Annotated in this window: 19 protein-coding genes; 12 read left to right on the top strand and 7 right to left on the bottom strand. The window is 61.0% G+C overall.

Annotated features, from left to right (window positions below; translation table 11 throughout):
* Nucleotides 1–27: 27 nt before the first annotated feature.
* Nucleotides 28–1452, bottom strand: coding sequence for an aldehyde dehydrogenase (gene aldA, locus ACMX25_RS20935; RefSeq protein ID WP_414952090.1), 1425 nt, complete (start codon nucleotides 1450–1452; stop codon nucleotides 28–30).
* A 227-nt stretch (nucleotides 1453–1679) separates the two neighbouring features.
* Between aldA and ACMX25_RS20930 the strand changes: the two genes are divergently transcribed.
* Nucleotides 1680–3077, top strand: a complete 1398-nt coding sequence (locus tag ACMX25_RS20930; protein WP_414951989.1) for an FAD-containing oxidoreductase — start codon at nucleotides 1680–1682, stop codon at nucleotides 3075–3077.
* Between the two features lies 1 nt (nucleotide 3078).
* Here ACMX25_RS20930 and ACMX25_RS20925 read toward each other — a convergent pair whose 3' ends face one another.
* The 4 genes from ACMX25_RS20925 to ACMX25_RS20910 form a co-directional block, all read right to left on the bottom strand.
* Entirely contained in the window at nucleotides 3079–3822 is a 744-nt protein-coding gene (locus ACMX25_RS20925) for an enoyl-CoA hydratase/isomerase family protein (RefSeq protein ID WP_414951988.1), read from the bottom strand.
* A 39-nt stretch (nucleotides 3823–3861) separates the two neighbouring features.
* The gene (locus ACMX25_RS20920) at nucleotides 3862–5154 is read right to left on the bottom strand and encodes an MFS transporter (protein ID WP_414951987.1); all 1293 of its coding nucleotides are present in this window, start codon (nucleotides 5152–5154) and stop codon (nucleotides 3862–3864) included.
* A 14-nt stretch (nucleotides 5155–5168) separates the two neighbouring features.
* The gene (locus ACMX25_RS20915) at nucleotides 5169–6293 is read right to left on the bottom strand and encodes a hypothetical protein (RefSeq protein ID WP_414951986.1); all 1125 of its coding nucleotides are present in this window, start codon (nucleotides 6291–6293) and stop codon (nucleotides 5169–5171) included.
* Nucleotides 6294–6447: 154 nt separating this feature from the next.
* Entirely contained in the window at nucleotides 6448–7014 is a 567-nt protein-coding gene (locus ACMX25_RS20910) for an ankyrin repeat domain-containing protein (RefSeq protein WP_414951985.1), read from the bottom strand.
* 569 nt (nucleotides 7015–7583) lie between these two features.
* Between ACMX25_RS20910 and ACMX25_RS20905 the strand changes: the two genes are divergently transcribed.
* The 6 genes from ACMX25_RS20905 (at nucleotide 7584) to ACMX25_RS20880 (ending at nucleotide 12849) form a co-directional block, all read left to right on the top strand.
* Nucleotides 7584–8219: a DUF938 domain-containing protein gene (locus tag ACMX25_RS20905; RefSeq protein ID WP_414951984.1), complete on the top strand. Its 636-nt coding sequence runs from the start codon at nucleotides 7584–7586 to the stop codon at nucleotides 8217–8219.
* A gap of 337 nt (nucleotides 8220–8556) precedes the next feature.
* Complete coding sequence (locus tag ACMX25_RS20900; protein WP_414951983.1) at nucleotides 8557–9696, top strand: Rieske 2Fe-2S domain-containing protein; 1140 nt, start codon at nucleotides 8557–8559, stop codon at nucleotides 9694–9696.
* 97 nt (nucleotides 9697–9793) lie between these two features.
* Nucleotides 9794–10057: a hypothetical protein gene (locus ACMX25_RS20895; protein ID WP_414951982.1), complete on the top strand. Its 264-nt coding sequence runs from the start codon at nucleotides 9794–9796 to the stop codon at nucleotides 10055–10057.
* A gap of 611 nt (nucleotides 10058–10668) precedes the next feature.
* On the top strand, nucleotides 10669–10956 hold the full coding sequence (locus tag ACMX25_RS20890; protein WP_414951981.1) for a hypothetical protein: 288 nt from the start codon (nucleotides 10669–10671) through the stop codon (nucleotides 10954–10956).
* A complete protein-coding gene (locus tag ACMX25_RS20885) occupies nucleotides 10953–11261 on the top strand; it encodes a hypothetical protein (protein ID WP_414951980.1) in 309 nt (102 codons plus the stop codon). The genes ACMX25_RS20890 and ACMX25_RS20885 overlap by 4 nt, the downstream gene beginning before the upstream one ends.
* 4 nt (nucleotides 11262–11265) lie before the next feature.
* Nucleotides 11266–12849: a PepSY-associated TM helix domain-containing protein gene (locus ACMX25_RS20880; protein ID WP_414951979.1), complete on the top strand. Its 1584-nt coding sequence runs from the start codon at nucleotides 11266–11268 to the stop codon at nucleotides 12847–12849.
* Between the two features lie 164 nt (nucleotides 12850–13013).
* Here the strand turns inward: ACMX25_RS20880 and ACMX25_RS20875 are convergent, their stop codons facing one another.
* Together ACMX25_RS20875 and ACMX25_RS20870 are read right to left on the bottom strand one after the other, a co-directional pair.
* Nucleotides 13014–15215, bottom strand: coding sequence for a TonB-dependent receptor (locus tag ACMX25_RS20875; RefSeq protein ID WP_414951978.1), 2202 nt, complete (start codon nucleotides 15213–15215; stop codon nucleotides 13014–13016).
* 317 nt (nucleotides 15216–15532) lie between these two features.
* A complete protein-coding gene (locus tag ACMX25_RS20870; RefSeq protein WP_414951977.1) occupies nucleotides 15533–16225 on the bottom strand; it encodes a FadR/GntR family transcriptional regulator in 693 nt (230 codons plus the stop codon).
* 276 nt (nucleotides 16226–16501) lie between these two features.
* Between ACMX25_RS20870 and ACMX25_RS20865 the strand changes: the two genes are divergently transcribed.
* The 5 genes from ACMX25_RS20865 to ACMX25_RS20845 all read left to right on the top strand — a co-directional run.
* Entirely contained in the window at nucleotides 16502–18058 is a 1557-nt protein-coding gene (locus tag ACMX25_RS20865; protein ID WP_414951976.1) for a sugar ABC transporter ATP-binding protein, read from the top strand.
* On the top strand, nucleotides 18051–19079 hold the full coding sequence (locus tag ACMX25_RS20860; protein ID WP_031361871.1) for an ABC transporter permease: 1029 nt from the start codon (nucleotides 18051–18053) through the stop codon (nucleotides 19077–19079). Before ACMX25_RS20865 ends, ACMX25_RS20860 begins: the two co-directional genes overlap by 8 nt.
* An 87-nt stretch (nucleotides 19080–19166) precedes the next feature.
* Complete coding sequence (locus ACMX25_RS20855) at nucleotides 19167–20111, top strand: ABC transporter substrate-binding protein (RefSeq protein WP_414951975.1); 945 nt, start codon at nucleotides 19167–19169, stop codon at nucleotides 20109–20111.
* A gap of 246 nt (nucleotides 20112–20357) precedes the next feature.
* The gene (locus ACMX25_RS20850; protein ID WP_414951974.1) at nucleotides 20358–20918 is read left to right on the top strand and encodes a YceI family protein; all 561 of its coding nucleotides are present in this window, start codon (nucleotides 20358–20360) and stop codon (nucleotides 20916–20918) included.
* A gap of 52 nt (nucleotides 20919–20970) precedes the next feature.
* The coding region (locus ACMX25_RS20845; protein ID WP_414949397.1) for a YceI family protein at nucleotides 20971–21542 on the top strand (572 nt) is incomplete at its 3' end.

The raw sequence follows: 21542 nt of genomic DNA, 5'->3' as shown, positions 1-21542 counted from the left end.
GTTGATCGATTAAAGGCGCAATGAGGCTCAATACTTCATGACGACAAGACGCGTCTGCGTGAATTCGAGCATGCCGTGCTTGCCGTCATCGCCGCCGAGGCCCGAGCGTTTCCAGCCGGCGTGAAAGCCCTGGTATGGATCAGCGGGCGTGCGGTTCACGTACAGTTCGCCGGCTTCAATTTCGTTGGCGACGCGCATCGCGGTGCGATAGTTCTCGGTGTACAGAACCGACGACAAGCCGTACTGATGGTCGTTCGCCATCGCGAGGGCGTCGTCGAGCGTGTTGTACGAGATCACCGGCAGCACGGGCCCAAAGATTTCTTCGCGGACAATTTCCATGTCGTGGCGGCAATTGATCAGCAGCGTTGCCGGATAGAAATAGCCGGGACCTTCGGGCAACACGCCGCCCGTCGCGATCGTCGCGCCTTCGGCGACAGCACGTTCGACCATCGCATGAATGTTGCGCTGCGCCGAGCGGCTGACGAGCGGACCCATCTTCGATGCATCCTGTGAGCGGTTGCCGAAGCTGACCGCATGCATCTTCGTGCGCAGCAATTCGACGAAATGGTCGTGCACGCTGGCGTGCACATAGACGCGCTCCATTGCCGTACACAATTGCCCGCAATGCGTGGTCTTCGATGCCACGATAGCGCTCGCTGCCGCTTCAAGATCGGCGTCGGGCTCGATGATCGCCGGCGCCTTGCCGCCGAGTTCGAGCGAAGGCTTGGCGATATTCGCCTTGCAATAATCGAGCACGATGCGCCCGGCGCCCACGCTGCCGGTGAGCGTAATCATGCCGACTGAGGGATGCGTGCAGACGACACCGGCGGTAGCGTGGTCCATCGCGAGCACGTTGAAGACGCCCGCAGGCAGGCCGGCTTGAAGCGCCGCTTCGGCGATCTCGAATGCCGACGCCGGCGTGTTATTGCTCGGCCGCACGACGACGGTGTTCCCGGTGATCAGCGCGGGCGCGATCTTGCGCAGCAGGGTATACACCGGGTAGTTGAACGGGATCAGGCAGGCCACTACGCCGATCGGTTCGCGATGCAGAACAAGGTTTTCGTTCGGCGTATCGCTGGGAATGACTTCGCCTTCAATCCGGCGCGCCCATTCCGCGTGATATCGCGTGATGTCGGCGGCATAGCGGGCTTCGTTCTCCGAATCGGCCACGCTCTTGCCCGACTCCAGCGCAAGCGCTGCACCAATCTGCGGAGCGCGCTCGACGAGGGCGTCGGCGAAACGGCGCAGATGTTCTCCGCGCTCAATCGCTGTCAGGGCGCGCCACTTTTTCTGCGCACGCGACGCAGCTTCGACCGCACGCAGCGCGTCGTCGTGCGAAGCGAGCGTGACGCGTGCGATATTGGCCGAGGTAGCGGGATTGTTGACGTCGGAGAAAGAATCGGATTGCGACTCGACGAAACGGCCATCAATGAAATTAAGGTAGGTGCGCATCGTGATTGCCAGGAAAGGTGAAGCGCCGCAGTGATCCGCGACGTGAGTGGCGGTAGTTTTATCGGGCGTGACACTCGGCCACAAGCGATTAAAACTCGACCCGCCCATGCGGAAAACGCACTGAGAGGCGGGTGCTTTCATGCAGCGCGATCGACTATGACGAGCTACCATGCGAAGACGCGGCATTCGTCCATTGATCCGGCAAGATTATTCATTGGGAGGTTCGCATGGCACAGCACTTCGACGCTATCGTGATTGGCACAGGACAAGGCGGCGGCCCGCTCGCCGTCAAGCTCGCCGAGAGCGGCCGGCGGACCGCCGTGATCGAACGGCATTTGTTCGGCGGCACGTGCGTGAACGTGGGCTGCACGCCGACCAAGACCTACGTGGCGAGCGCGCGTGCGGCGCATGTCGTGCGTCATGCCGGCGACTACGGGGTGATCGTGGAAGGCGAGGTGCGGGTCGACCTGGCGCGAGTGAAGGCGCGCAAGGATGGGGTGATTGCAGAGTCGCGCAACGGCGTGGAGAAGTGGTTGCGCAGCACGCCGAACGTGGTGGTCTTCAATGGCCACGGCCGTTTTACAGGCGCGCATTCGATCAGCGTGACGGGGCCCGGCGGCGAGCAACAGGAACTCGACGCGGACGCTATCTTCATCAATACCGGCACGCGTGCAACCGTGCCGGAGATCGAAGGGCTGGCCAGTGTTTCACATCTTACGAATTCGACCATCTTCGAATTGACCGAGTTGCCGGAGCATCTGGCAATAGTCGGCGGAAGTTATATTGCGCTGGAATTCGCGCAGATGTTCCGTCGATTCGGCAGCCGCGTGACGGTGCTCGTTAGGGGCGACCGCGTGCTGGCACGTGAGGACAAGGACTTCGCGGTTCAGATCCAGAAGGTCATGTTGCGGGAAGGCGTGGAATTCTTGTTCAACACCGAGGCGTCGAAACTCGAGCCGGCAGGCAAGGGGATTCGGATCACGCTGAAGGACCTGGCGCAGGATCAGATAAGCATCGAAGCGTCGCATTTGCTGTTTGCGACCGGACGCACGCCGAACACGGATGACCTCGGGCTGGAGCAGGCTGGCATCGCGTTGAACAAGCACGGTCTGATCGATGTGGATGGCCAGCTTCGCACTCAGACGAAGGGCGTCTGGGCGCTGGGTGACGTCAACGGTCGCGGCGCGTTCACCCATACGTCGTACAACGATTATGAAATCGTTGCGTCGAACGTGGTGGACGGCGAGGCGCGCAGCGTCGATTCGCGCATCATGTGCTACGCCGTTTTCGTTGATCCGCCGTTTGCGCGCGTGGGCATGAGCGAAACGGAAGTACGCAAGGACGGCCGGCCTGCATTGATCGCCACCATGCCGATGTCACGCGTCGGCCGGGCTCGCGAACGCGGCGAGACAGATGGCTTCATGAAAGTACTGGTCGATGCCGAAACGAAGAAGATCCTCGGCGCGGCCATGTTGGGGATTGAGGCCGACGAAGCTATCCATACGTTCATCGACATCATGAATGCCGACGCGCCGTACATCACGTTGCAACGCGCGATGCATATTCATCCGACCGTCAGCGAGCTGATTCCTACGCTGCTCGGCATGCTTGAGCCGTTGAAGTAAATCAGCCGCGGCGCTGCCTGATGCGTTCAGCGATGACCGGACTCTGAAGTGATTGCTCGTAAGCGCTTCTGTCGGCCCTGAGCGTGGGATCGTTATTGGCAATAGCGTTCAGTTGACGCTTCATTGAACGCACGGCATTCGGTACGCAAGCGCGAAGCGCATCGATGTATTCCGCCGTGCGCGAACTCAACTGCGCGGGTTGCACAAGCTCGGTCAGGAAGCCGATGCGCAGCATCTCAGCAGCATCCAATGTCATGCCCGTAAGAAAGAGCCGCTTCGCTTGAGCGACACCTAACTCACGAACGTATCGACGCATGCCGTCGGGGTAATAGTGCAAGCCGATTCGCGCAGCCGGCATGAACATGCGCGTGCGCTCTACGCCTATGCGCACATCGCAGCAGAGCGCAAGATCCGTTGCCCCGCCATAGACGCTGCCGTTGAGCGCGCAGATTGTGGGCAGCGGGCAGGCTTCGAGCTCGTTCAGGAAGCTTTCAAACGAATCGTCGATATTGCCCGCAGCCAGCTCGGACAACGTATAACCCGAGCTGAACGTAGCCGTGCCGGTTCCTGTGACGACCAACGCTATGGTTGTTTCATCGTTCGCCGCCGATGCAATCGTTTCCCTGAGCCCGGGCAGATCAGCGGGATCAATACGATTATGTTGCTCCACGCGCGTGAGCTGGATAGTGACAACGCCCTCGTGTCGCGAGCAGGAAAAACCTGGGGCCGTGCTGGTATTCGTCATTTTCCTTCGCTCGATCCACTGAGATCCGCTGCGATCCACTCAAGCCGCCGGAGTAGGTTCCTCGCGTTCCTTGCCCTTGGCGGCTTCGTCGTTGGCGGCGGCATCCTTGGTTTCCGGCATTGCCAGCCATACCAGCGCCACGGCCAGCGCGCCGGCTGCAGCCAGCCCAAAGAAGCTTGTGTTTACGCCGAACTTGTCTGCGACGAAACCCGCTATCGCCGTGCTCAATGTTGCACCCACGCCCGCCGCCAGCCCGAAGAATCCAATACACAAGTTGTATCGGCCCTTGCCGCCGGCTACGTCGGCTGCAATCAGCGGCAGCATCACACCGAACACGGCCGCGCTGATACCGTCGAGCATCTGCACCGGCACCAGCAGGTAAGGGCTGCTCGCGCTGCTCGCAGCCGCGAACAGCAGCGCTCGTAACGGCAGCGCCGAGAAACCGATGATCAGCACCGGCCGGCGCCCCCAGCTTTGCGCCTGCCGCCCGACCCACGGCGACAACCCCGCCACGATGAACTGCGGCACGATAATGCACGCCGCGATCACGAGCTGGACGTTGTCGCCCATGTGCGCCGTGACTTCGCCGGCAGCGAGATTCAGCATGGCGGCGTTCGACAAGTGGAACAGCACCACGCACGCCGCAAAGGTCAGGAGCCGCGGATCGCGCAACAGATCCCGCAGGCTTTCGGGCCGGTCGGCACCGGCCGCGCTCACCGCTCCCGCGATACTCGCGCCCGCTTTCGCCGCGGCCTTTTTGATGCGCGGTACAACCGGCGCCATCTCGTGATGAATCATGTTCAACGCAATCAGCGCCGGCAATGCCAGCGCCGCCGTCAAGAAGAACACCGATCGCAGGGAGAGATATTCGCCGAACAAACCCATCGCTGCCGCCGTGAGCGCACTGCCGATCGACGCCCAGCGCGCGTTGCGCCCAAGCCGGTTGCCGAGATCGGCGCGCGAAACCAGCGCGAGCGAGATCGCGGCCATGGCCGGCACGAGCATGCAGCTCGCAAACCCGTGCAGCACTTCGGCCGCGAACACGACCGTAAACGTGGGGCTCGCGCCGAGCAGCAACGCACTCACGATGATCGCGATGATGGCCGCGGCGGCCGCGCCTTTCTTGTTGCGCAACGCATCGACGAGCGCGCCGGCGGGCAACTGGCTCGCCATCGCGCTGATCGTGCCGACGCTCAGCATCAGCCCGATCTCGCCTTGCGTCCATTTGTTCGCAGCGAGATAAGAGGCGATAAACGGCCCAAAGCCAGTCTGCACATTCGCGACAAAGAAGTTCAGCCAATCGAGCGCGCGCAGACTTCGTGCAATTCCCATAGCTCAGATCGTCCTCATTGTTTCGAGGGGCGCGCAACGGCCGCCGCACCGGCTTTCACGCCTGACGCCGGGCCAGAGGCAGCAGCCGCAACCGGAGGCGTAGCCGAAGCCGGAGCCGTTGAAGCTGAAGCCGAAGCGGGCTCCGGCGATTCGGCGGGTTCCTGTGGCGGGACGACGGGCGAAATGATCTTGATCGGCTGATCGGGCGAGTAAGTTGGAGCGGCTTTGATCTGTGCGTCGGTGAAATCCAGTTGCAATTGCATTACCTTGTTGCGCGAGACCACGTGCAGGTCGGGCCAGTTGGCGGCGACTTGACGTTTGTCGGCGGCGAGGGAATCGGAGAGATCGATCACGAGTGCCTGAGGCTGCGCCTGCGAATCGACCAGCACGTCGACGACGCGGCCCATCCGCGCGCCGCTTTTCTGCGACACATTGGAGTCGATGAGCTGAGCGAGCGTCGGCGCAATGTCATTAACCGAACCGGGTCTCGCCGATGCTTCCTGGGCCTTCGCTTTCGCCGCGTTCGACGCTGGATTGCTGCCAGGCGCCGGAATCGGAACCGCGAATGTGATGGGCGCTTTTTTCGTGGCCGGATTGAACCTGAACGCGGTCCACGGGAACGTCACCTTGCGGTCCCCGATACCCAGAAAACCCGCCAGGTTCACGATCATGATCTTCGGTTTGCCGCTGGCATCGACAAACATGTCGACCGCGCGGCCGATCACCTTGCCGTCCGGGCGCTGGATCTCGCTGTCGAGCAAACCGCGGATCTGCTCGTGTTGCATGATGCGCGTGGTGAGCAATGGCGGCGGCACAGGCGGCGCTTTTTCTTCGACGGGCGGCGGCGGGGGCGGCGGCGGTTTTTTCGGCACGACCACTCGCCGTTTGGGCGCGGGGCGCGGCGCTTTCGGTTCGACGGGAGGCTGCGTGACGACCGGCGTCGATGCCGGCTCCTCCGGCTCCACGACTTCCGGCTCGGCGGGCGGTTGCGGCGTCGACAAGTCGACGATCGGCGCGGGCGCCTGATGCGGGAACAGGCTGCATCCCGACATGACCGCCACGACGAGGAGGATCGCAAGCGCCCGGGCCACTGTTCGCCAGTGCCATTCGTACGCTCGAAGCGGGAAACCGCCACTCATCACAAGAGCTCCATCTTGCAGGATCGCCTTCACGAGATTCGTGCGCCGTCGCGTGGGGTATCGACGGCGCGTGGATTGAGGGTGAGATGCGATACGGGCCGGCCAAGCGGCTGCGCGTGGTTCGTTCCGTTTCGTCTCATGGGTCCGGCTTCGCTCAAACGCCCGGTGGACGCGACTTCGCCTCGGTCGCCTGCGCGAGCCGCGCGGCGGTGTCGGGAGCGCCCATCTTCGCGGCGGCGTCGCGCGCGGTGAAACCGTTCGCGTCCTTCGCGTCGGGGTTCGCGCCTTTCTCGATCAGGTACTCCACCATCTCCATCCGATTGAACATGGCCGCGATCATCAACGCGGTGCGTCCATCCGGCGATGAGCCTTCCACGTCCGCGCCGTGTTCCAGCAATGCCTCAATAACCGGTTTGTAGCCCTTGAACGCCGCGCCCGCGATAGGCGTCTGGCCGTTGTCGTTACGCAGGTTCGGGTCTGCCTTGTGTTCGAGCAGCACGCGCACTGCATCAGCGTGACCGTGGTAGCTCGCGAGCATGACAAGCGTGTCGCCCTTGTCGTTGCGCAGGTTCGGCGGCAGGCCTTTATGCAACAAGGTGTCGAGCATGGCGGCGTCGCCGCGGCGGGCTACGTCGAAGACTTCGCTCGCGAAATCGATGAGTTCGTCGCTCAAGGGTTGCGGGCCTTGACCGGGAATGCCTGCGGGTGAATCGGGTTGCATGGGGGGCTCCATTGGGATTGCATGGACGGATGCGGCGCGGCCGCTTTTCGATACCGGGGCAGCAGGCGGGCGATGATCGTTGATACTGCCTTTAACGTTCGACCATCATCCGGTCAGCTTTCGACGTCCGGCGGTATCGTTTAACCGGGTCGGGCAGCGGTCCTGGCGTCGTTCATGGTTTCAGCAGTTTCTATCAGTGCGTCAGGATACACAGGTTTGGCAGCAGGCCGCACCGGGATAGCAGGAATCGCGCCTTGGTCCGGCCGACTTGCCTTACCGTCCTTTCAACGCGCCCTGATAATGCGTTCGGAGCGTCATTCTAAAGGGTGCGTGTTCATTGGCCTGCGTTCTTGAGCGACGTTGATGGTCAGTGAGGGGATTGTCGGCGTTCACGGCGGCGTTGCTTGTTCCTCATTGCGGCCTTTTTCCACCGCTTCTCCGGCGGTTCGTCCGGGCTCCCGGCATTGGTGTTTTCCTCGTGATCAGTCAAGAACGCGATCGGAGGCGCTTCGCTTGACCTGTGTCTATCGCGCGCTTACGCTCGCCAGCACTTCAACTGGAAACGCACCGTGAACCCCAATAACGCCGATCACCCCGACACGCTGCGTCGAATCGCACCCGCCGCCGAACGCAATCGCGGACCCATCCTCGATGTCCTGAGCCGTGTCCTGCCCAAGACCGGCGTCGTCCTCGAAATTGCGAGCGGCACGGGGCAGCATGCCGTCCACTTTGCTGCTGCGCTGCCGGGTGTCACGTGGCAACCGAGCGATCCTGACGCGGCTTCGCGCGCCTCCATCGACGCATGGCGCCAGCACGTTTCACTCTCCAACCTCAACGCGCCGATCGCCCTGGACGTCCGCTCGACCCAGTGGCCCCTGCAGGATTCCCTTGCGGCTATCGTGTGCATCAACATGATTCATATCGCGCCGTGGGAGGCCGCCGAAGCGCTGTTCCTGGGAGCCGGCGAGCACCTGGGAAGCGCCGGCGTGCTCTTCTTGTACGGACCTTACAAGCGCGACGGGGCGCATACTGCCCCGAGCAACGAAGCCTTCGACAACCAGCTTCGCGGCACCAATCCCGCATGGGGAATTCGAAACATGGAAGACGTGGCGGCGCTCGGGCGCAAGGCAGACCTGTGGATGGAAGAAGCCGTGCCCATGCCCGCGAACAATTTTTGCCTCATATTCCGGCGCACTGGAATTTGACGGGAGTGAGGCGGGCAGATCCGGCGCAGCGCGCGCTCGTTCAAGACCGGGCCTTTTGGTTTCGTATCGGCTGGACGGAAAGCGCAGCGGTCACTGCAAGCAGGGCGCAAAATCCTCGTAGGAATATTGTCCGGCCTAGTGGCGAAGTGCCGCAAAAACGCGGGCGCACCGCCTGCGCACGCCCGTCCAGCCCGCTTCTGGCGTCGCCCGCCACCCCGTGTCGCGCCTCAATTGCCGTCTGGCGTGTAGACTGCGGTAGGCCTTTGGTTGCACTGTCTCCTCAAAGCACTTTTTTCGTCTGTTTTCTTGCCGATTCCCTCAAGCGGAGGCATCGTACATGCATGTAGCGCTGCAACAGGACGTCGCCCCGAGCGAACTTCCGTCCCAACAGTCTCAACCCGCGCCACGCGATCTGCGTCGTGTCGATATTCACCCGGATCACTGGTATCCCGTCGCCTGGTCGCGGGAAGTAAAACGCGGCAAGGCGCATGGCGTCCGTTTCGCCGGCGACCCCGTCGTGCTCGTCCGCACCGAAAGCGACAAAGTGTTCGCGCTGGAAGACCGCTGCGCGCATCGACAGGTACCGCTGCACGCCGGCGTGGTCGACGGCGAATCCATTCGATGCTGTTATCACGGCTGGACCTACGACTGCACCGGCCGTTGTATCGACGTCCCGTATCTCGGGCGCGAGCGCCTGCCGAACGGCGTGCGCTCGTATCCGTGCCGCGAAGAAGCCGGGCTGATCTTTATTTTCCCCGGCGACCCGCTGCTCGCCGAGACCACGCCGTTTCCCGCGCTCGGTTCTGTCGGCGATAAAGCCTACAAAACCCGCCGCTTCGGCCGCGAAGTGAAGTGCCACTACAGCTTCATGCACGAGAACCTGATGGACATGAACCATCAGTTCCTGCATCGCAAGCAAATGGGCCAGATGAAGGCGCGTTCAGTCGGGCGCAGCCGTGGCGAGGACTGGGTGGAAGTGAACTACACGTTCGCGCGCGAGGAGGGCAAGCAGCCGATCGGCGAGGCGCTGGTGTTCAGCCAGAAACGCGGCACGAAGCCTGACGACAACAACAAAGACGTCATGACGATCCGCACGGAGTATCCGTACCAGACGCTCAGGATCCGCACCAAGGATCAGACGATGGTGATGGACCTGTGGATCGCGTACGTGCCGCTCGACACCGAGCAGCGCACCAACCGCACGTTTGGCCTGCTGTCCATCCGCCGGCCGAAAATCCCGGGCATTCTCGATGCCGCGTGGCCATTGCTGGTGTGGTTCACGGAGCGTATCTTCAAGGAAGACCGGTGGATTGTGGAGCGCGAGCAGGAAGCGCATGACCGGCAGGGCGCCGATCATAACCATGAGGTTTTCCCGGTCATCCTCGAACTGCGTTCGCTGCTGACTGAATGCGGCGCGCCGGCTCGGGAACCCGCGACGGAACGTCGTGTGCATATGATCCAGCCGATTAGTGATTGATCGCCGAGGACTCGTGCACTCGACAAAATGCCGTAGCACCAACGTCTTGATCAAGACGTCGCAGTCATGAAGTATTAACCAGAAGAGGTCGACCATCATGGAACCCAACTCGACAGAGAACCCGGTCAAACCGGCGCCGGAAGCGCCTCCTGAACAGGACCACTTCGATGCCGCGATCAGCCACGTCGATCAATCCTATGCCTCGGGTGTCATGGCGGCAGGCGCCGCCAAGGGCATTCTCTACAGCGTGATCGAGACGCTGGGCACGCTTATCGGCGACCCGGATTTGCCGGAACATGCACGCTCCGGCTATGAGGCGTTACGAGTGAGCGCGCAAGAACTGCGTTCGAAGATCGACTAAGCGTTTGAGCTTTGATTTCGCTTTGTTTTCGTTTCAACCTCGGGTCCTGCAGCGAGTCCGGGCGACGCATTTTTACGTCGTCTATGTTCCCAAACTGCAGTGGCTCGGGCAATAATGCAAGGTCAACCACGGAGCACATCATGAGCAAGAGCCAGGACGCGAAGAAAACCGAAAAGAAGGTCGCTGTCAAATCGCCGAAAGAAAAGAAGGAAGCCAAGAAAGTGAAAAAGGAGGCGTCCAAGCGGCAGTAACGGAAGGGGTGGTTTGGGAGTGATTCAATCGATGCAAAAGCTGCAAACGGGCGCGTTCAAACGTCCGCTCGTTTGATCTTTATCCGGCTTCGGTTTTCTCTTCCAGATCCTCGACTTCCTGCAGCATGTTTGGTCATTCACGGCCCGCTTTTAGCGGGCCGTTTGCATTGGCGGTTCATGCGCGAGTTGAGGGCGTTCCGGACCTCTGGGCGCCTTTTTACGTGGTCATCGTTCAAGGTGTTCTCCGCTTGCAGTGGACGCCGCTATCCTGCGAAACGTAAATCTTCTGTATGATAATGATTCTCAATAACTTGTTTCAATCGGTTTTGTGGATTGAGGCAATACTTCCGCACGCTCTCCATGTCAGATTTGTTCACGTCGGGATCCGTATTGCTCGCGATCGCCGGCGCTCTCGCGTTTTACCTCGCCGCGCCCGGACAGCGTTGGCTGCGTGCCCCGTTGGCGCCGCGGCTTTTTAGAACGATCGCGGCAACATCAAGCATCCTGGCGGTGGTGATCGGCGCAAATGAACTGCATCCCGCTACCTCGCTTGCCATCGTGTTCACGGCGGCCATGGCGTGCCTGACTGCGTGCCCGTTTATCGGCGTCCTCGTGCAGCGGACACGGTTTCGCGGTGCTTCGAGGTGACGTTGAAGACGGCGCGGCGCGAGACGTTATCGCGGGACTGGTTGTCCAAGACGCTGGCGGGAGTGACCGGCGGTTTCGGCCTTGCGATTGTGGCGAGTGGACTGCTCGCCTGCCTGACACCCGGCCCACTCGATGTACAGAACAAATTCCAGGTTGCCATGTGGCTCGTGCCGCCGGTTTGGATCGGCGTGATGAGCGTCAGTTTCGTGTTTCGAAGCGGCCTGCGCGCCTGGACCTGGCTTGGCGGCGCGAACGCGCTCGGCTTCGCGATGCTCGCGCTCGCCCGCCACTTTTTCATCCGATAACCCCATGCGCAGCGACGTCATCCGCGTCTACAAGACGGTTCACACCTGGACGGGCATTGTTGCCGGCCTTGCGCTTTTTATCGCGTTCTATGCCGGTGCGGTGACGATGTTCAAGGACACACTGAACGAGTGGGTTACGCCGCCGGCCGTCCATGCCGAGGTTTTCCCGCTGGCTCAGGCGCCTGCCGTTATCGAGCAGACGCTGGCTGCGCATCCGGCTGCGCGGCGCCAGTTCACCTTGCGGATCGAACCTGCCGGCGCGGCTAGTCTGTCGTGGCGCGAGCGCGGCAAGCCGCAACGTTTCAGCGCCACGCTCGATGCTGGAGGCAAGCTCGAAACGCATGCGCGCGGCGCGTCGAACGCAGCGAGTTTCATCGATGTCCTGCATATGACGGCCGGCATTCCAGGCGGTTTCGATGTCGGCATGGGCGTGATGGCCGTGGTGTCGCTGCTTTACGGGCTTGCGCTGGTATCCGGTGTGATCGTGCTGCTGCCAAGCCTGATCAAGGATCTGTTTGCGTTGCGCGTGGGCAAGAACCTCAAGCGGATGTGGCTCGATGCGCACAACGTCGTGGGCATCCTGAGCTTGCCGTTCCATGTCGTGATGGCGTTATCGGTTGTCGCATTCGGCTTGAGCGACACCATTTTCGCCGTGCAGGATCTTGTGATTTATGGCGGTACGCTCAGCGCCACCGTGACGGCGCAGAACCCGTATTACGCGAAGGCGCCCGTTGTGCCGGATGGCAAAACGACGCTTGTCTCACCGCTGCAAATTGTGGCCGCCGTGAAGCAGCACGCACCGGAATTCGAGCCGGCGGAGTTGAGTTATCGGGGAGCGGGCGAACCGGGCGCGACGGTATTGGTGAGTGGCGACGATCCGCGATATCTGGCGCGTAGTGGAGGATTTGCGCTGCTGGATCCGGTGACCGGGCGCTTTCTGAACGCTCAATTCCTGCCCGGCGGCGCCGATGGAAACGCGTGGTCCGCAGCCACCAGCGCGTTCTTCGCGTTGCACTTCGGCAGTTATGGCGGCGAGCCGATTCAATGGGGATATTTCTTTCTTGGCCTGGCGGGCGCGTTCTTGTTTTATTCGGGCAACCTGCTTTGGATCGAGAGCCGACGGAAGCTCGAACGAGGTACCGATCCGCTGAAGCAACGGCCCGCGACCTACTTCATGGCGGCGCTGACTGTTGGCGTGACGCTGGGTTGCGTGGCGGGGATTTCCGCGACGCTCGCAGCGGGGAAGTTGCTGAATGGCAGCGTGGCGGATTTGCCGGCGTGGCATGCCCGGATTTATTACTCGGTGTTCCTGGCGAGCATTGCGTGGGCGTTTGTGCGAGGCGGAGCGCGCGGATCGGTGGAGCTTTTGGCGCTGACAACGGCGGCGACTTTGCTGGTGCCGCTGGCGTCGGCCATCGGATGGATTTTCCCTTCCACGGGATTGTGGTTCGAGCCTGCGGCCGCCGGGGTGGATGTATGTGCACTGATCGGCGCAGGATGTTTTGCGTGGATGTTGTGGGCGACCGCGAAGCGGGTTGCGACCGGGCGGCAGGACAGCGTATGGGGATATTCCGCTCGCGCGCGGTGAGGGGTTGGCGCATAAAAAAACGCGGGACACCGTAACCTTGGTCGCGATGCCCCGCGTTTTATCTTCAACTTACATCGCAGCCGGCAAGTCCTTCGTATAACGAACAGATGCGCTATGACCGGCCATTCACCTCCACAAAGACCGGTTCGCAGTCAAACCCGTTATCAGAAGTCCGCGGTCATCGAGAGCAGCAGCGTACGCGGTCTTCCCTGCGTCAGGTACGCACCGGTCGTCGACGCCCAGTACGCCTTGTTCGTGATGTTCTCCACGGTCGCGCGGAAGGTGGTGACGTGTTTCAGCACGCTCGTTGTATAGCGCGCGCCGAGATCGAAACGGTCCCACGCCGGGATCGACAACTTGTTCTGCGCGTCGAGATACTGGTTGCTCGTGTGGATCCACGCAGCATTGACCGTGACGCCCGGCAGCATCGGCAGATCGTATTCCGCGCCGACGTTGAACAGGTAGCTCGGCACGCCGATAGGACGATAGCCGTCGGTGGCGCCTTCGTTCGTATCGAGTTGCTTGGCGTTGATCATCGTCGCGCCCGCGAGCACACGCACGCCGTGCAACGGTTCGCCATACACCGACAACTCCAGACCGCGGTGACGCTGCGTGCCATTAGTGCCGAACACGTTGGTCGTGCTGTCGGTGTAGGCCGACGGCTGCTCGATCTGGAATGCCGACAACGTCGCACCGAAGTGATTCGAATCGTATTTCGCGCCCACTTCGTATTGCTTCGTGCGGTTCGGTGCAAGCGTCTGGCCGACGTTCGCAGCGGTTGAAGGCGCGCTCTGTCCGGCGGCCAGCGACTCGCTGCGGTTCGCAAACAGCGCGATATTGTTCGTCGGCTTCACGACGAGGCCGAAGATCGGGGTCGTGATCGACTGGTCGTACGAAGAAGAGATGGTGTCGGTGCCGACGGTGAAGTTGTTCTGGTGCAGTTGCTGATGACGCGCGCCGATCGTGAACAGGACGCGGTCGTTCAGGAAACCGAGCGTGTCGGACACGGCTACGCTGCGCGTCAGGATCTGATCGGCCAGACCCGGATCGGCGAAACTTCCCGCGACAAACCCATTTGCCGCAGGTTCGGGCACGATGCCGCCACCGTACAGGCTTGTCGGGAACGAGCCGCTGAACGCGAACGCTTCACGATCCTCGAGCGTCGTGATCGCGAACCCCGCGCTGACCAAATGGCTGACGGGTCCCGTTGTGAAGTGCCCGCGTACGCCGGCTTCGGCAGACAGCGCGTCGGTGGTGCGCAAGATATCGCCGCGCGTCGCGGTCGTGCCGGTATCGGCGTTGAAGGTGGGCGACGAGTACGTGCCGTCCTCATGCGATCGATGGATACCGCCGCTCACATATGCCGTCCACGCGGGCGCGAAGTCGTATTCGGCTCGCGCGATACCAACCGTGTCTTCGAGCGTGCTTTGTGTCCAGGGCTGGGCAAAATTGTTAGCGGCGGACGGAACGGTCGGGACCGTATCGCCGGTCACGGAAACGGTCGAGCGCCCTTGATCGATATTCTTGCGCTGATAAAGGAAATCGCCATACAAACGCACTTTATCGCCGCGATAGTCAATCGAGACTGCGGTTGAAGTGTTGTGGCGGAACTCATCGTCGATGCTCGTTTCGCCGCCGAGGATCGAGCTGTTCACACGGATGCCGAACTGCCCGTCGCTGCCGAAGCGCCGGCCGACATCGACGTGCGTACCTAGTTGACCCGAACCGCTGCCTTCGACGGTGACGCGCGTAAGCGGCTTGTCGTCCGCGCGTTTCAGTTCCAGGTTGATGCCGCCGCCCACCGCGGAGCCTGTCGGCGACGCGCCGTTCAGGAACGCGTTGGCACCTTTGAATACATCCACCCGTTCCAGCACTTCGGTGGCCACCAGCTGGCGCGGCGTAATTCCGTACAAGCCGTTCAACGAGACGTCGTCCCCGGTCAGTTGAAAGCCGCGAATGACGAAAACTTCCGAGAAGTTGCCGAAGCCGAAAGCCGGACGAACGCCGGGATCGTGGGACAGCAAGTCGCCGATCGAATGCGCCTGCTGATCTTCGATCGCCTTCGACGTGTAGCTCGTCATGCTGAATGGCACATTGATCATTTCCTGATTGCCGAGCACTCCGAACTTTGCACCACGAGCAATCTGGCCGCCATCGTAGGCGGGCGCGAAGTCGCCTGGCAGGGGTTCTTTGGCCGCCTGGACCTTCACGGCGGGCAAGACGTTTTCCGTCGCCTCCGGTGAAGCGGTCTGCGCCCGGGCGGTGGACGTTACGCCGATGGACAGAGGCAGCGCCGCGTAAAGGAACGCGAGGCGAACGGCGTTGGACAGCGGTCGGACGGACGATGAACCGGTAAAAATAGACATGGCGATTGGATAGTTGGCACGCGAAGCGGTTGCGGGTGAGTGCGAGCAGGCAGGTAGCGGCTTATAAGCAGCGGACGATCTTGATCGCACGTTCGTGGCGCCATCAGGCAAGCGATGGCGCCACGAACGATGTTTGGGTCGTTCAGGTCTTGTGGTTGGTAAAAAATTACAGGGAGCTACAGACCGGCTGACAAATTATACACGAATGCGAATCGTTATCATTTGTAATTACACTAATGTTAACGATGCGGGACCGCGGGGAAGTCTTGCCGGGGAAGGCGAGCGATAGGATTTACTTGAATGGCAGGGCGTGCCCTTTAAACCCCGCCCACCCACCGTTCTTCCGACGCCTTCAAGTGCGACCGGATAGCAGCTTGGGCGGCGATCGGGTCCCGCGCTTCCAGCGTCCTCAAGATCCGTTCGTGCTCGGACAGCGCGACACCCCATGTCGTGATGTTTTCCGCCAGTCCGCTCACCTTGGCGGCGATCGGGTCGTTACGGCCATCGAATAACTCGCCGACCAGCCGGGTCAGCACGGAATTCCCCGCAATTTCAGCCAGGGCGATATGAAACTGCCGGTCCGGTTCCAGCGGCGAGCGTCCTTCCGCGATCAATTCGCGCATCGACTCCACGCTCTTGCGCAGGCGTGCCATTCCGTCCGGCGTGAGCCGCGTGCAAGCCAGCACGATCACGCTTCCTTCAATAGCCGCACGCGCCTGCATCAGCTCGGTAGGGCTCTCACCCATGGAGGTCAGCGGCGGTTCTTCCGTGCTGCCTTCGCAGACATACACGCCCGAGCCCATCCGGATTTCGACCTGACCGCGAATTTCCAATGCAATCAACGCCTCCCGCAACGACGGCCGCGACACGCCCAGCTGCTGCGCGAGCTCGCGCTCCGGCGGTAGGCGCGTTCCCGCCTGGAAACTGCCGAGGCGGATCAGCGAGTTGATCTGATCGGCGATGGTCTGATACAGCCGCCGCGTTTCAACCGGTTTAACAGGTGTTGTCATGGATGTCGGGCGGGAATCGAAGTGTAAGGTGGCTTGACCAATTCCTTTCAGCATCGCTTGATCGGCATGCCGATGAATATAAGGGTAAATACCGCGATTCCAGAGTGGGCCTATCGCCATTATCATTCGCAACAGGTAAGGCCACATGACGAGACGAAAAAATTGGCTTGACCACTTTGGTGCCAGAACGATGATCGGCGCCACCCACGAAATCCGCGACCCCGCCGAGGAGACAACGCCGGTGCAAATGCTCATACGAGTCGACGAGGCCAAGCAATGAACGTGGCAGCCGAACAGGGCTCGCCGCCTGGCGCCCGCTCGCCCGCTGTGACAACTGGTCCCTTGCTGCGCCTGAATAGCGTCGGCAAGCGGTTCCCTGGCGTGATCGCGCTGCAGAACGTCAGCTTTGACGTCCGCGCGGGCGAAGTGCACGCCATTTGCGGTGAAAACGGCGCGGGCAAGTCGACGCTCATGAAGATCGTCAGCGGCCAATATCGGCCGGACGAAGGCGAGATATTTATCGACGGCCGCGAGCATCATTTCGCCTCCACGCTCGAGGCGCAGGCTGCGGGCATCGCGATCATTCATCAGGAATTGAACCTGATCCCGCATTTGTCCATCGCGGAGAATATCTTCCTGGCGCGCGAGCCGAAGCGCGGGATTTTCATAGACCGGGCGCGGCTCGCTACCGATTCCCAGGCAGCGCTCGATCGCATCGGCCTGCAGCTCTTGCCGCGCACGCTGGTTGGATCGCTGTCGGTCGCGCAGCAGCAAATGATCGAGATCGCCAAAGCGCTGTCGCTCAACGCGCGCCTCCTGATCATGGATGAACCTACGTCGTCGCTGACCGAATCCGAGACCGTGCATTTGTTCCGGATCATCAAGGAGTTGCGGCAGACGGGCGTGGGCATTGTCTACATTTCGCATCGGCTGGACGAGTTGGCCGAGATCGCCGATCGCGTCACCGTGCTGCGCGACGGCCGCACTATTTCCACTGATGACTTCGCCGCGACCACCATCGAGCAAGTTGTTTCGCATATGGTCGGCCGGGATCTGGACGATGTCTTTCCCGAACGCAAATCGCAGCCGACGAATGAAGTATTGCTAAGCGTCAGCGGCCTGAAGCGTCGCGATGCGTTCGGGCCAGTGAGCTTTGAATTGCGCCGCGGAGAGATCCTCGGCTTCGCGGGCTTGATGGGCTCGGGTCGCACTGAAGTGGCGCGCGCGGTGTTCGGCGCCGATCCCGTCGAGGCGGGTGAAGTCCAGTTGCAAGGCAAGCGGCTTTCGATCCATTCACCTATCGATGCAATCCGCAACGGCATTGCGTATCTCTCTGAAGATCGCAAGGGCAATGGTCTCGCGCTGCAGATGACGGTCGCGAAGAACATCACGCTCGCCAATGTGGAGGCCGTCTCGGGCGCGGGCGGGTTTATCCGTTTCGACGAGGAGGCGAAGGTCGCGCGCAAATATATCGATGCACTGGGCATTCGTACCCCGGGCGTGAACCAGATCACGCGCAATCTTTCGGGTGGCAATCAGCAAAAAGTCGTGATCAGCAAATGGCTGTTTCGCGAATCGAAGATCCTGTTCTTCGATGAACCCACGCGCGGCATCGACGTCGGTGCGAAATACGCGATCTACGAACTCATGGACCGGCTTGCGGCGCAGGGCATTGGCGTTGTGCTGATCAGTTCGGAGTTGCCCGAAATCATGGGCATGACGGATCGCGTGGCCGTGTTTCATGAAGGCCAGATAGCGGGCGTGCTCGAGACCCGCAAGACCAATCAGGAAGAAATCATGCACTACGCATCAGGACGGATTACCCATGCTTGAGATGACTACCGATCCGGCGCACGCCGACCGTGCCCGCGCCCGTGAACGCCGCAAGGACCTGATCCAGAAGTTCGCGGCGCTGGGAAGCCTGGTGATGCTGGTCGTCGTGTTCTCGGCGACGAGCAACGCGTTCATGTCGCTGGGCAATGGCATGACCGTGGCGTTGCAGGTGACGTCCATCGCTTATCTTGGACTCGGCGCGACGTGCGTGATCATTACGGGGGGCATCGACTTGTCGGTCGGATCGGTGCTCGCGCTCTCAGGCGTGGTTGCCGCGATGCTCGTGAAGGCAGGCGTGCCCGTGCCGATAGGCATGCTCGGCGGCGTGGTCGTCGGCGCAATTTGCGGCGCGTTCAACGGCTTGTTCGTCACGCGCATGGGTCTGCCGCCGTTCATCGCAACATTGGGAATGATGCTGGTCGCGCGCGGCGTGGCGTTGCAGATTACCGGCGCACGGCCGGTCTCGGGACTCGGCGATTCGTTCGCAGAACTGGGTAATGGCTCACTCTTCAGAGTGGTTCGCATGGGGTCGGACGGGTTCCCTGACATCGTGTTTCCGGGTATTCCGTATCCCGTGATCATCATGGTCGTGCTGGCGGTGCTGGTCGCCATCATGCTCAGCCGCACATCGCTTGGGCGGCACATCTACGCGGTTGGATCGAATGCGGAAGCGGCGCGCTTGTCTGGCGTGAACGTGAATCGCGTGAAGCTGTTCACCTATGTGCTGTCCGGTGCGCTCGCGGGGCTGACCGGATGCGTGCTGATGTCGCGGCTGGTGACGGCGCAGCCGAACGAAGGCGTGATGTATGAACTCGATGCCATCGCGAGCGCGGTGATTGGCGGCACGTCGCTGATGGGCGGCGTCGGCACGATTTCCGGCACGGCGATTGGCGCGTTCGTGATCGGCATCTTGCGCAACGGGCTGAACATGAACGGAGTATCGAGTTTCATCCAGCAGATCATCATCGGGCTGGTGATCTTGGGGACGGTGTGGATTGACCAGATCCGGAACCGGAGATGAGTTTCATCGAACGCGCCTCGTGCGTTCGCGTTAGTTGAAAGAAAGCAAGGGTCCCACGGGGTCTTACAAAATGAACAGGAGCGAGACATGAAACTGACTACTAAAGCGATGTTTGCAGCCGTGCTGGCCGTTGCCGCGAGCAGCGCGTTTGCGGCGGGCGGCGAGATTGCCGTGATCGTGAAGAGTGCCGATTCGAACTACTGGCAGAACGTGAACAAGGGCGCAACTGCTGCGTTGGCATCCGAGAAGGGTTACACGATGACCTTCCAGGGCCCGGCCGCCGAATCCGATATAGCCGCCGAAGTGAACATGGTCGAGAACGCGGTGAACCGGAAAGTCGCGGGAATCGTACTGGCGGCATCGGACCCGGACGCGCTGGTGCCGGCCGTGAAGAAGGCGTGGGAAGCGCATATTCCGGTGGTGATCATTGATTCGGCCCTGTCCGATTCGGGCAAGCCGTATTACCAGGCTTTCCTCTCCACCGATAACGAAAAGGCCGGCGAGATGTGCGCCCAGGCGCTGATCTCGCGGGTGGGGCAGACGGGCAAGATTGCGTTGATGTCGTATGTGGCCGGTGCGGGCTCCGAAGTAGGGCGCGTGGGCGGGTTCCGCAAGTATCTGGCGGCGCATTCGAAGTTGCAGGTTGTGGGCCCGTATTACTCGCAGTCGCAGATGGCGAACGCGTTGAATCAGACGACCGACGTGCTTGCAGCGAACCCAGACCTGAAGGGTATTTTCGGGGCGAATGAACCGACGGCGGTTGGTATGGGTCGCGCGCTGGCTCAGTCGGGTAAGGCCGGCAAGGTGATTGCGGTTGGCTTCGACGGCAATTCGGATCTGCAGAACTTCGTGAAGGACGGAACGATCCAGGCGATCGCTGTGCAAGGGTCGTATCAGATGGGATATAAGGGCATTCAGACGGTGATTGGCGTGATCGAGAAGAAAGCGCCGCCGAAGTTTGTCGATACAGGTGTCGTCATGGTCGATAAGGGGAATATCGATCTGCCAGTGGCGAAGAACGTGTTGTATTGATTGAGGATTGGTTTTTGGTTTTTGGTTTCCGGATGCAGGCAGGGCAGGGCAGGTGACGCGCAGTGCGAAGGGATTGCAGATTGATCCTTTTGCACTGCGTTTTTTTATGCCCGGATTTATTGTTGCAACTTATCCATTACCTTCCGCTATTACCTTTACCCGTAGAACAATCTGTTCTTGCCGTGTGGCTATCCGCCGCACATTGGCTCGCATACCATGCCGTATCGATTACGACCCTAACCTGACATGCAAACGCCCTTGTACCGATGGTTATTAGCGGCTTCCGCCGCCACCGCTTTATTCACAAGCGCCGCTCAAGCCCAGGTCGATACGACCAAAAGCATGGTGACGGCGACATCGAAGCAAATGAACGTGCCGGTCGAAGGCAAGTTCAAGAAGTTCACCGCGCAACTCGACTTCGATCCGGCCAAGCCAGCGGCCGGCAGTGCGAATCTCAGCATCGACACGAGCAGCTACGATCTCGGCGACGAGAGCTACAACAAGCAGGCCACTGACAAGGACTGGTTCGACACAGCCCATTTCCCGACGGCGACTTTCGTTTCGACGGGCATCGCGCCGGCAGGCGGCACGAAGTTCAACGTCAGCGGCAAGCTCACGATCAAGGGCAAGTCGCAAAACGTCACCGTACCGGTCACCGTGACGAGCCAGGGCGCGACGCAAACCTTCGACGGATCATTGCCCATCAAACGCACGCAGTTCGATGTCGGCTCGGGCGAATGGAAAGACACCTCGGTCGTCGCCGACGAAGTCGTCATCAAGTTCCACCTCGTCGCAACGAAGAAATAAGCGCTCACCGAACCTTGATCCTAGGTCTTCACAAATTCATTCTGGAAAACTCATGAAAAAGAACCTTCTGATTGCAGCCGCCGGCGCGCTTTTCGCGGCCGTTTCGTTCAACGCGATGGCTGAAGAAGTCACGTATCAACTCGACCCGAACCACACGTACCCGAGCTTTGAAACCGATCACTTTGGCGGCATCTCGATCTGGCGCGGCAAGTTCACGAAGAGCAGCGGCACCGTGACGCTCGATCGCGCAAAACAGAAGGGCACGCTGGACGCGACTATCGACATGACGTCGATTGATATCGGCAATGACAAGCTGAACGGTGAACTGAAGAGCGCGCAATTCTTCGATGCCGACAAGTTCCCGACAGCGACCTACAAGGGCACGTCGATGAAGTACAAGGGCGATGTGCCGGTTGAAGTGATCGGCGAACTGACGCTGCACGGCGTGACGAAGCCGCTGAACCTGAAGATCGAATCGTTCAAGTGCTTCACGAACCCGATGCTGAAGAAAGAAGTGTGCGGCACGGAATCGACGGCCACGTTTGATCGCGGCGACTTCGGCGTGGATTATGGCAAGACATACGGCTTCAAGATGAAGACGACGCTGCATATTCAAGCCGAAGG

Source organism: Caballeronia eucalypticola, from assembly GCF_047608185.1.
Taxonomy (GTDB): Bacteria; Pseudomonadota; Gammaproteobacteria; order Burkholderiales; family Burkholderiaceae; genus Caballeronia.
This window is presented reverse-complemented; position numbering and strand designations above follow the sequence as displayed.

Coding starts and splice junctions, on each gene's coding strand:
- aldA (WP_414952090.1), bottom strand. CDS start 1,452: ATGCGCACCTACCTTAATTTCATTGATGGCCGTTTCGTCGAGTCGCAA.
- ACMX25_RS20930 (WP_414951989.1), top strand. CDS start 1,680: ATGGCACAGCACTTCGACGCTATCGTGATTGGCACAGGACAAGGCGGC.
- ACMX25_RS20925 (WP_414951988.1), bottom strand. CDS start 3,822: ATGACGAATACCAGCACGGCCCCAGGTTTTTCCTGCTCGCGACACGAG.
- ACMX25_RS20920 (WP_414951987.1), bottom strand. CDS start 5,154: ATGGGAATTGCACGAAGTCTGCGCGCGCTCGATTGGCTGAACTTCTTT.
- ACMX25_RS20915 (WP_414951986.1), bottom strand. CDS start 6,293: ATGAGTGGCGGTTTCCCGCTTCGAGCGTACGAATGGCACTGGCGAACA.
- ACMX25_RS20910 (WP_414951985.1), bottom strand. CDS start 7,014: ATGCAACCCGATTCACCCGCAGGCATTCCCGGTCAAGGCCCGCAACCC.
- ACMX25_RS20900 (WP_414951983.1), top strand. CDS start 8,557: ATGCATGTAGCGCTGCAACAGGACGTCGCCCCGAGCGAACTTCCGTCC.
- ACMX25_RS20895 (WP_414951982.1), top strand. CDS start 9,794: ATGGAACCCAACTCGACAGAGAACCCGGTCAAACCGGCGCCGGAAGCG.
- ACMX25_RS20890 (WP_414951981.1), top strand. CDS start 10,669: ATGTCAGATTTGTTCACGTCGGGATCCGTATTGCTCGCGATCGCCGGC.
- ACMX25_RS20880 (WP_414951979.1), top strand. CDS start 11,266: ATGCGCAGCGACGTCATCCGCGTCTACAAGACGGTTCACACCTGGACG.
- ACMX25_RS20875 (WP_414951978.1), bottom strand. CDS start 15,215: ATGTCTATTTTTACCGGTTCATCGTCCGTCCGACCGCTGTCCAACGCC.
- ACMX25_RS20870 (WP_414951977.1), bottom strand. CDS start 16,225: ATGACAACACCTGTTAAACCGGTTGAAACGCGGCGGCTGTATCAGACC.
- ACMX25_RS20865 (WP_414951976.1), top strand. CDS start 16,502: ATGAACGTGGCAGCCGAACAGGGCTCGCCGCCTGGCGCCCGCTCGCCC.
- ACMX25_RS20860 (WP_031361871.1), top strand. CDS start 18,051: ATGCTTGAGATGACTACCGATCCGGCGCACGCCGACCGTGCCCGCGCC.
- ACMX25_RS20855 (WP_414951975.1), top strand. CDS start 19,167: ATGAAACTGACTACTAAAGCGATGTTTGCAGCCGTGCTGGCCGTTGCC.
- ACMX25_RS20850 (WP_414951974.1), top strand. CDS start 20,358: ATGCAAACGCCCTTGTACCGATGGTTATTAGCGGCTTCCGCCGCCACC.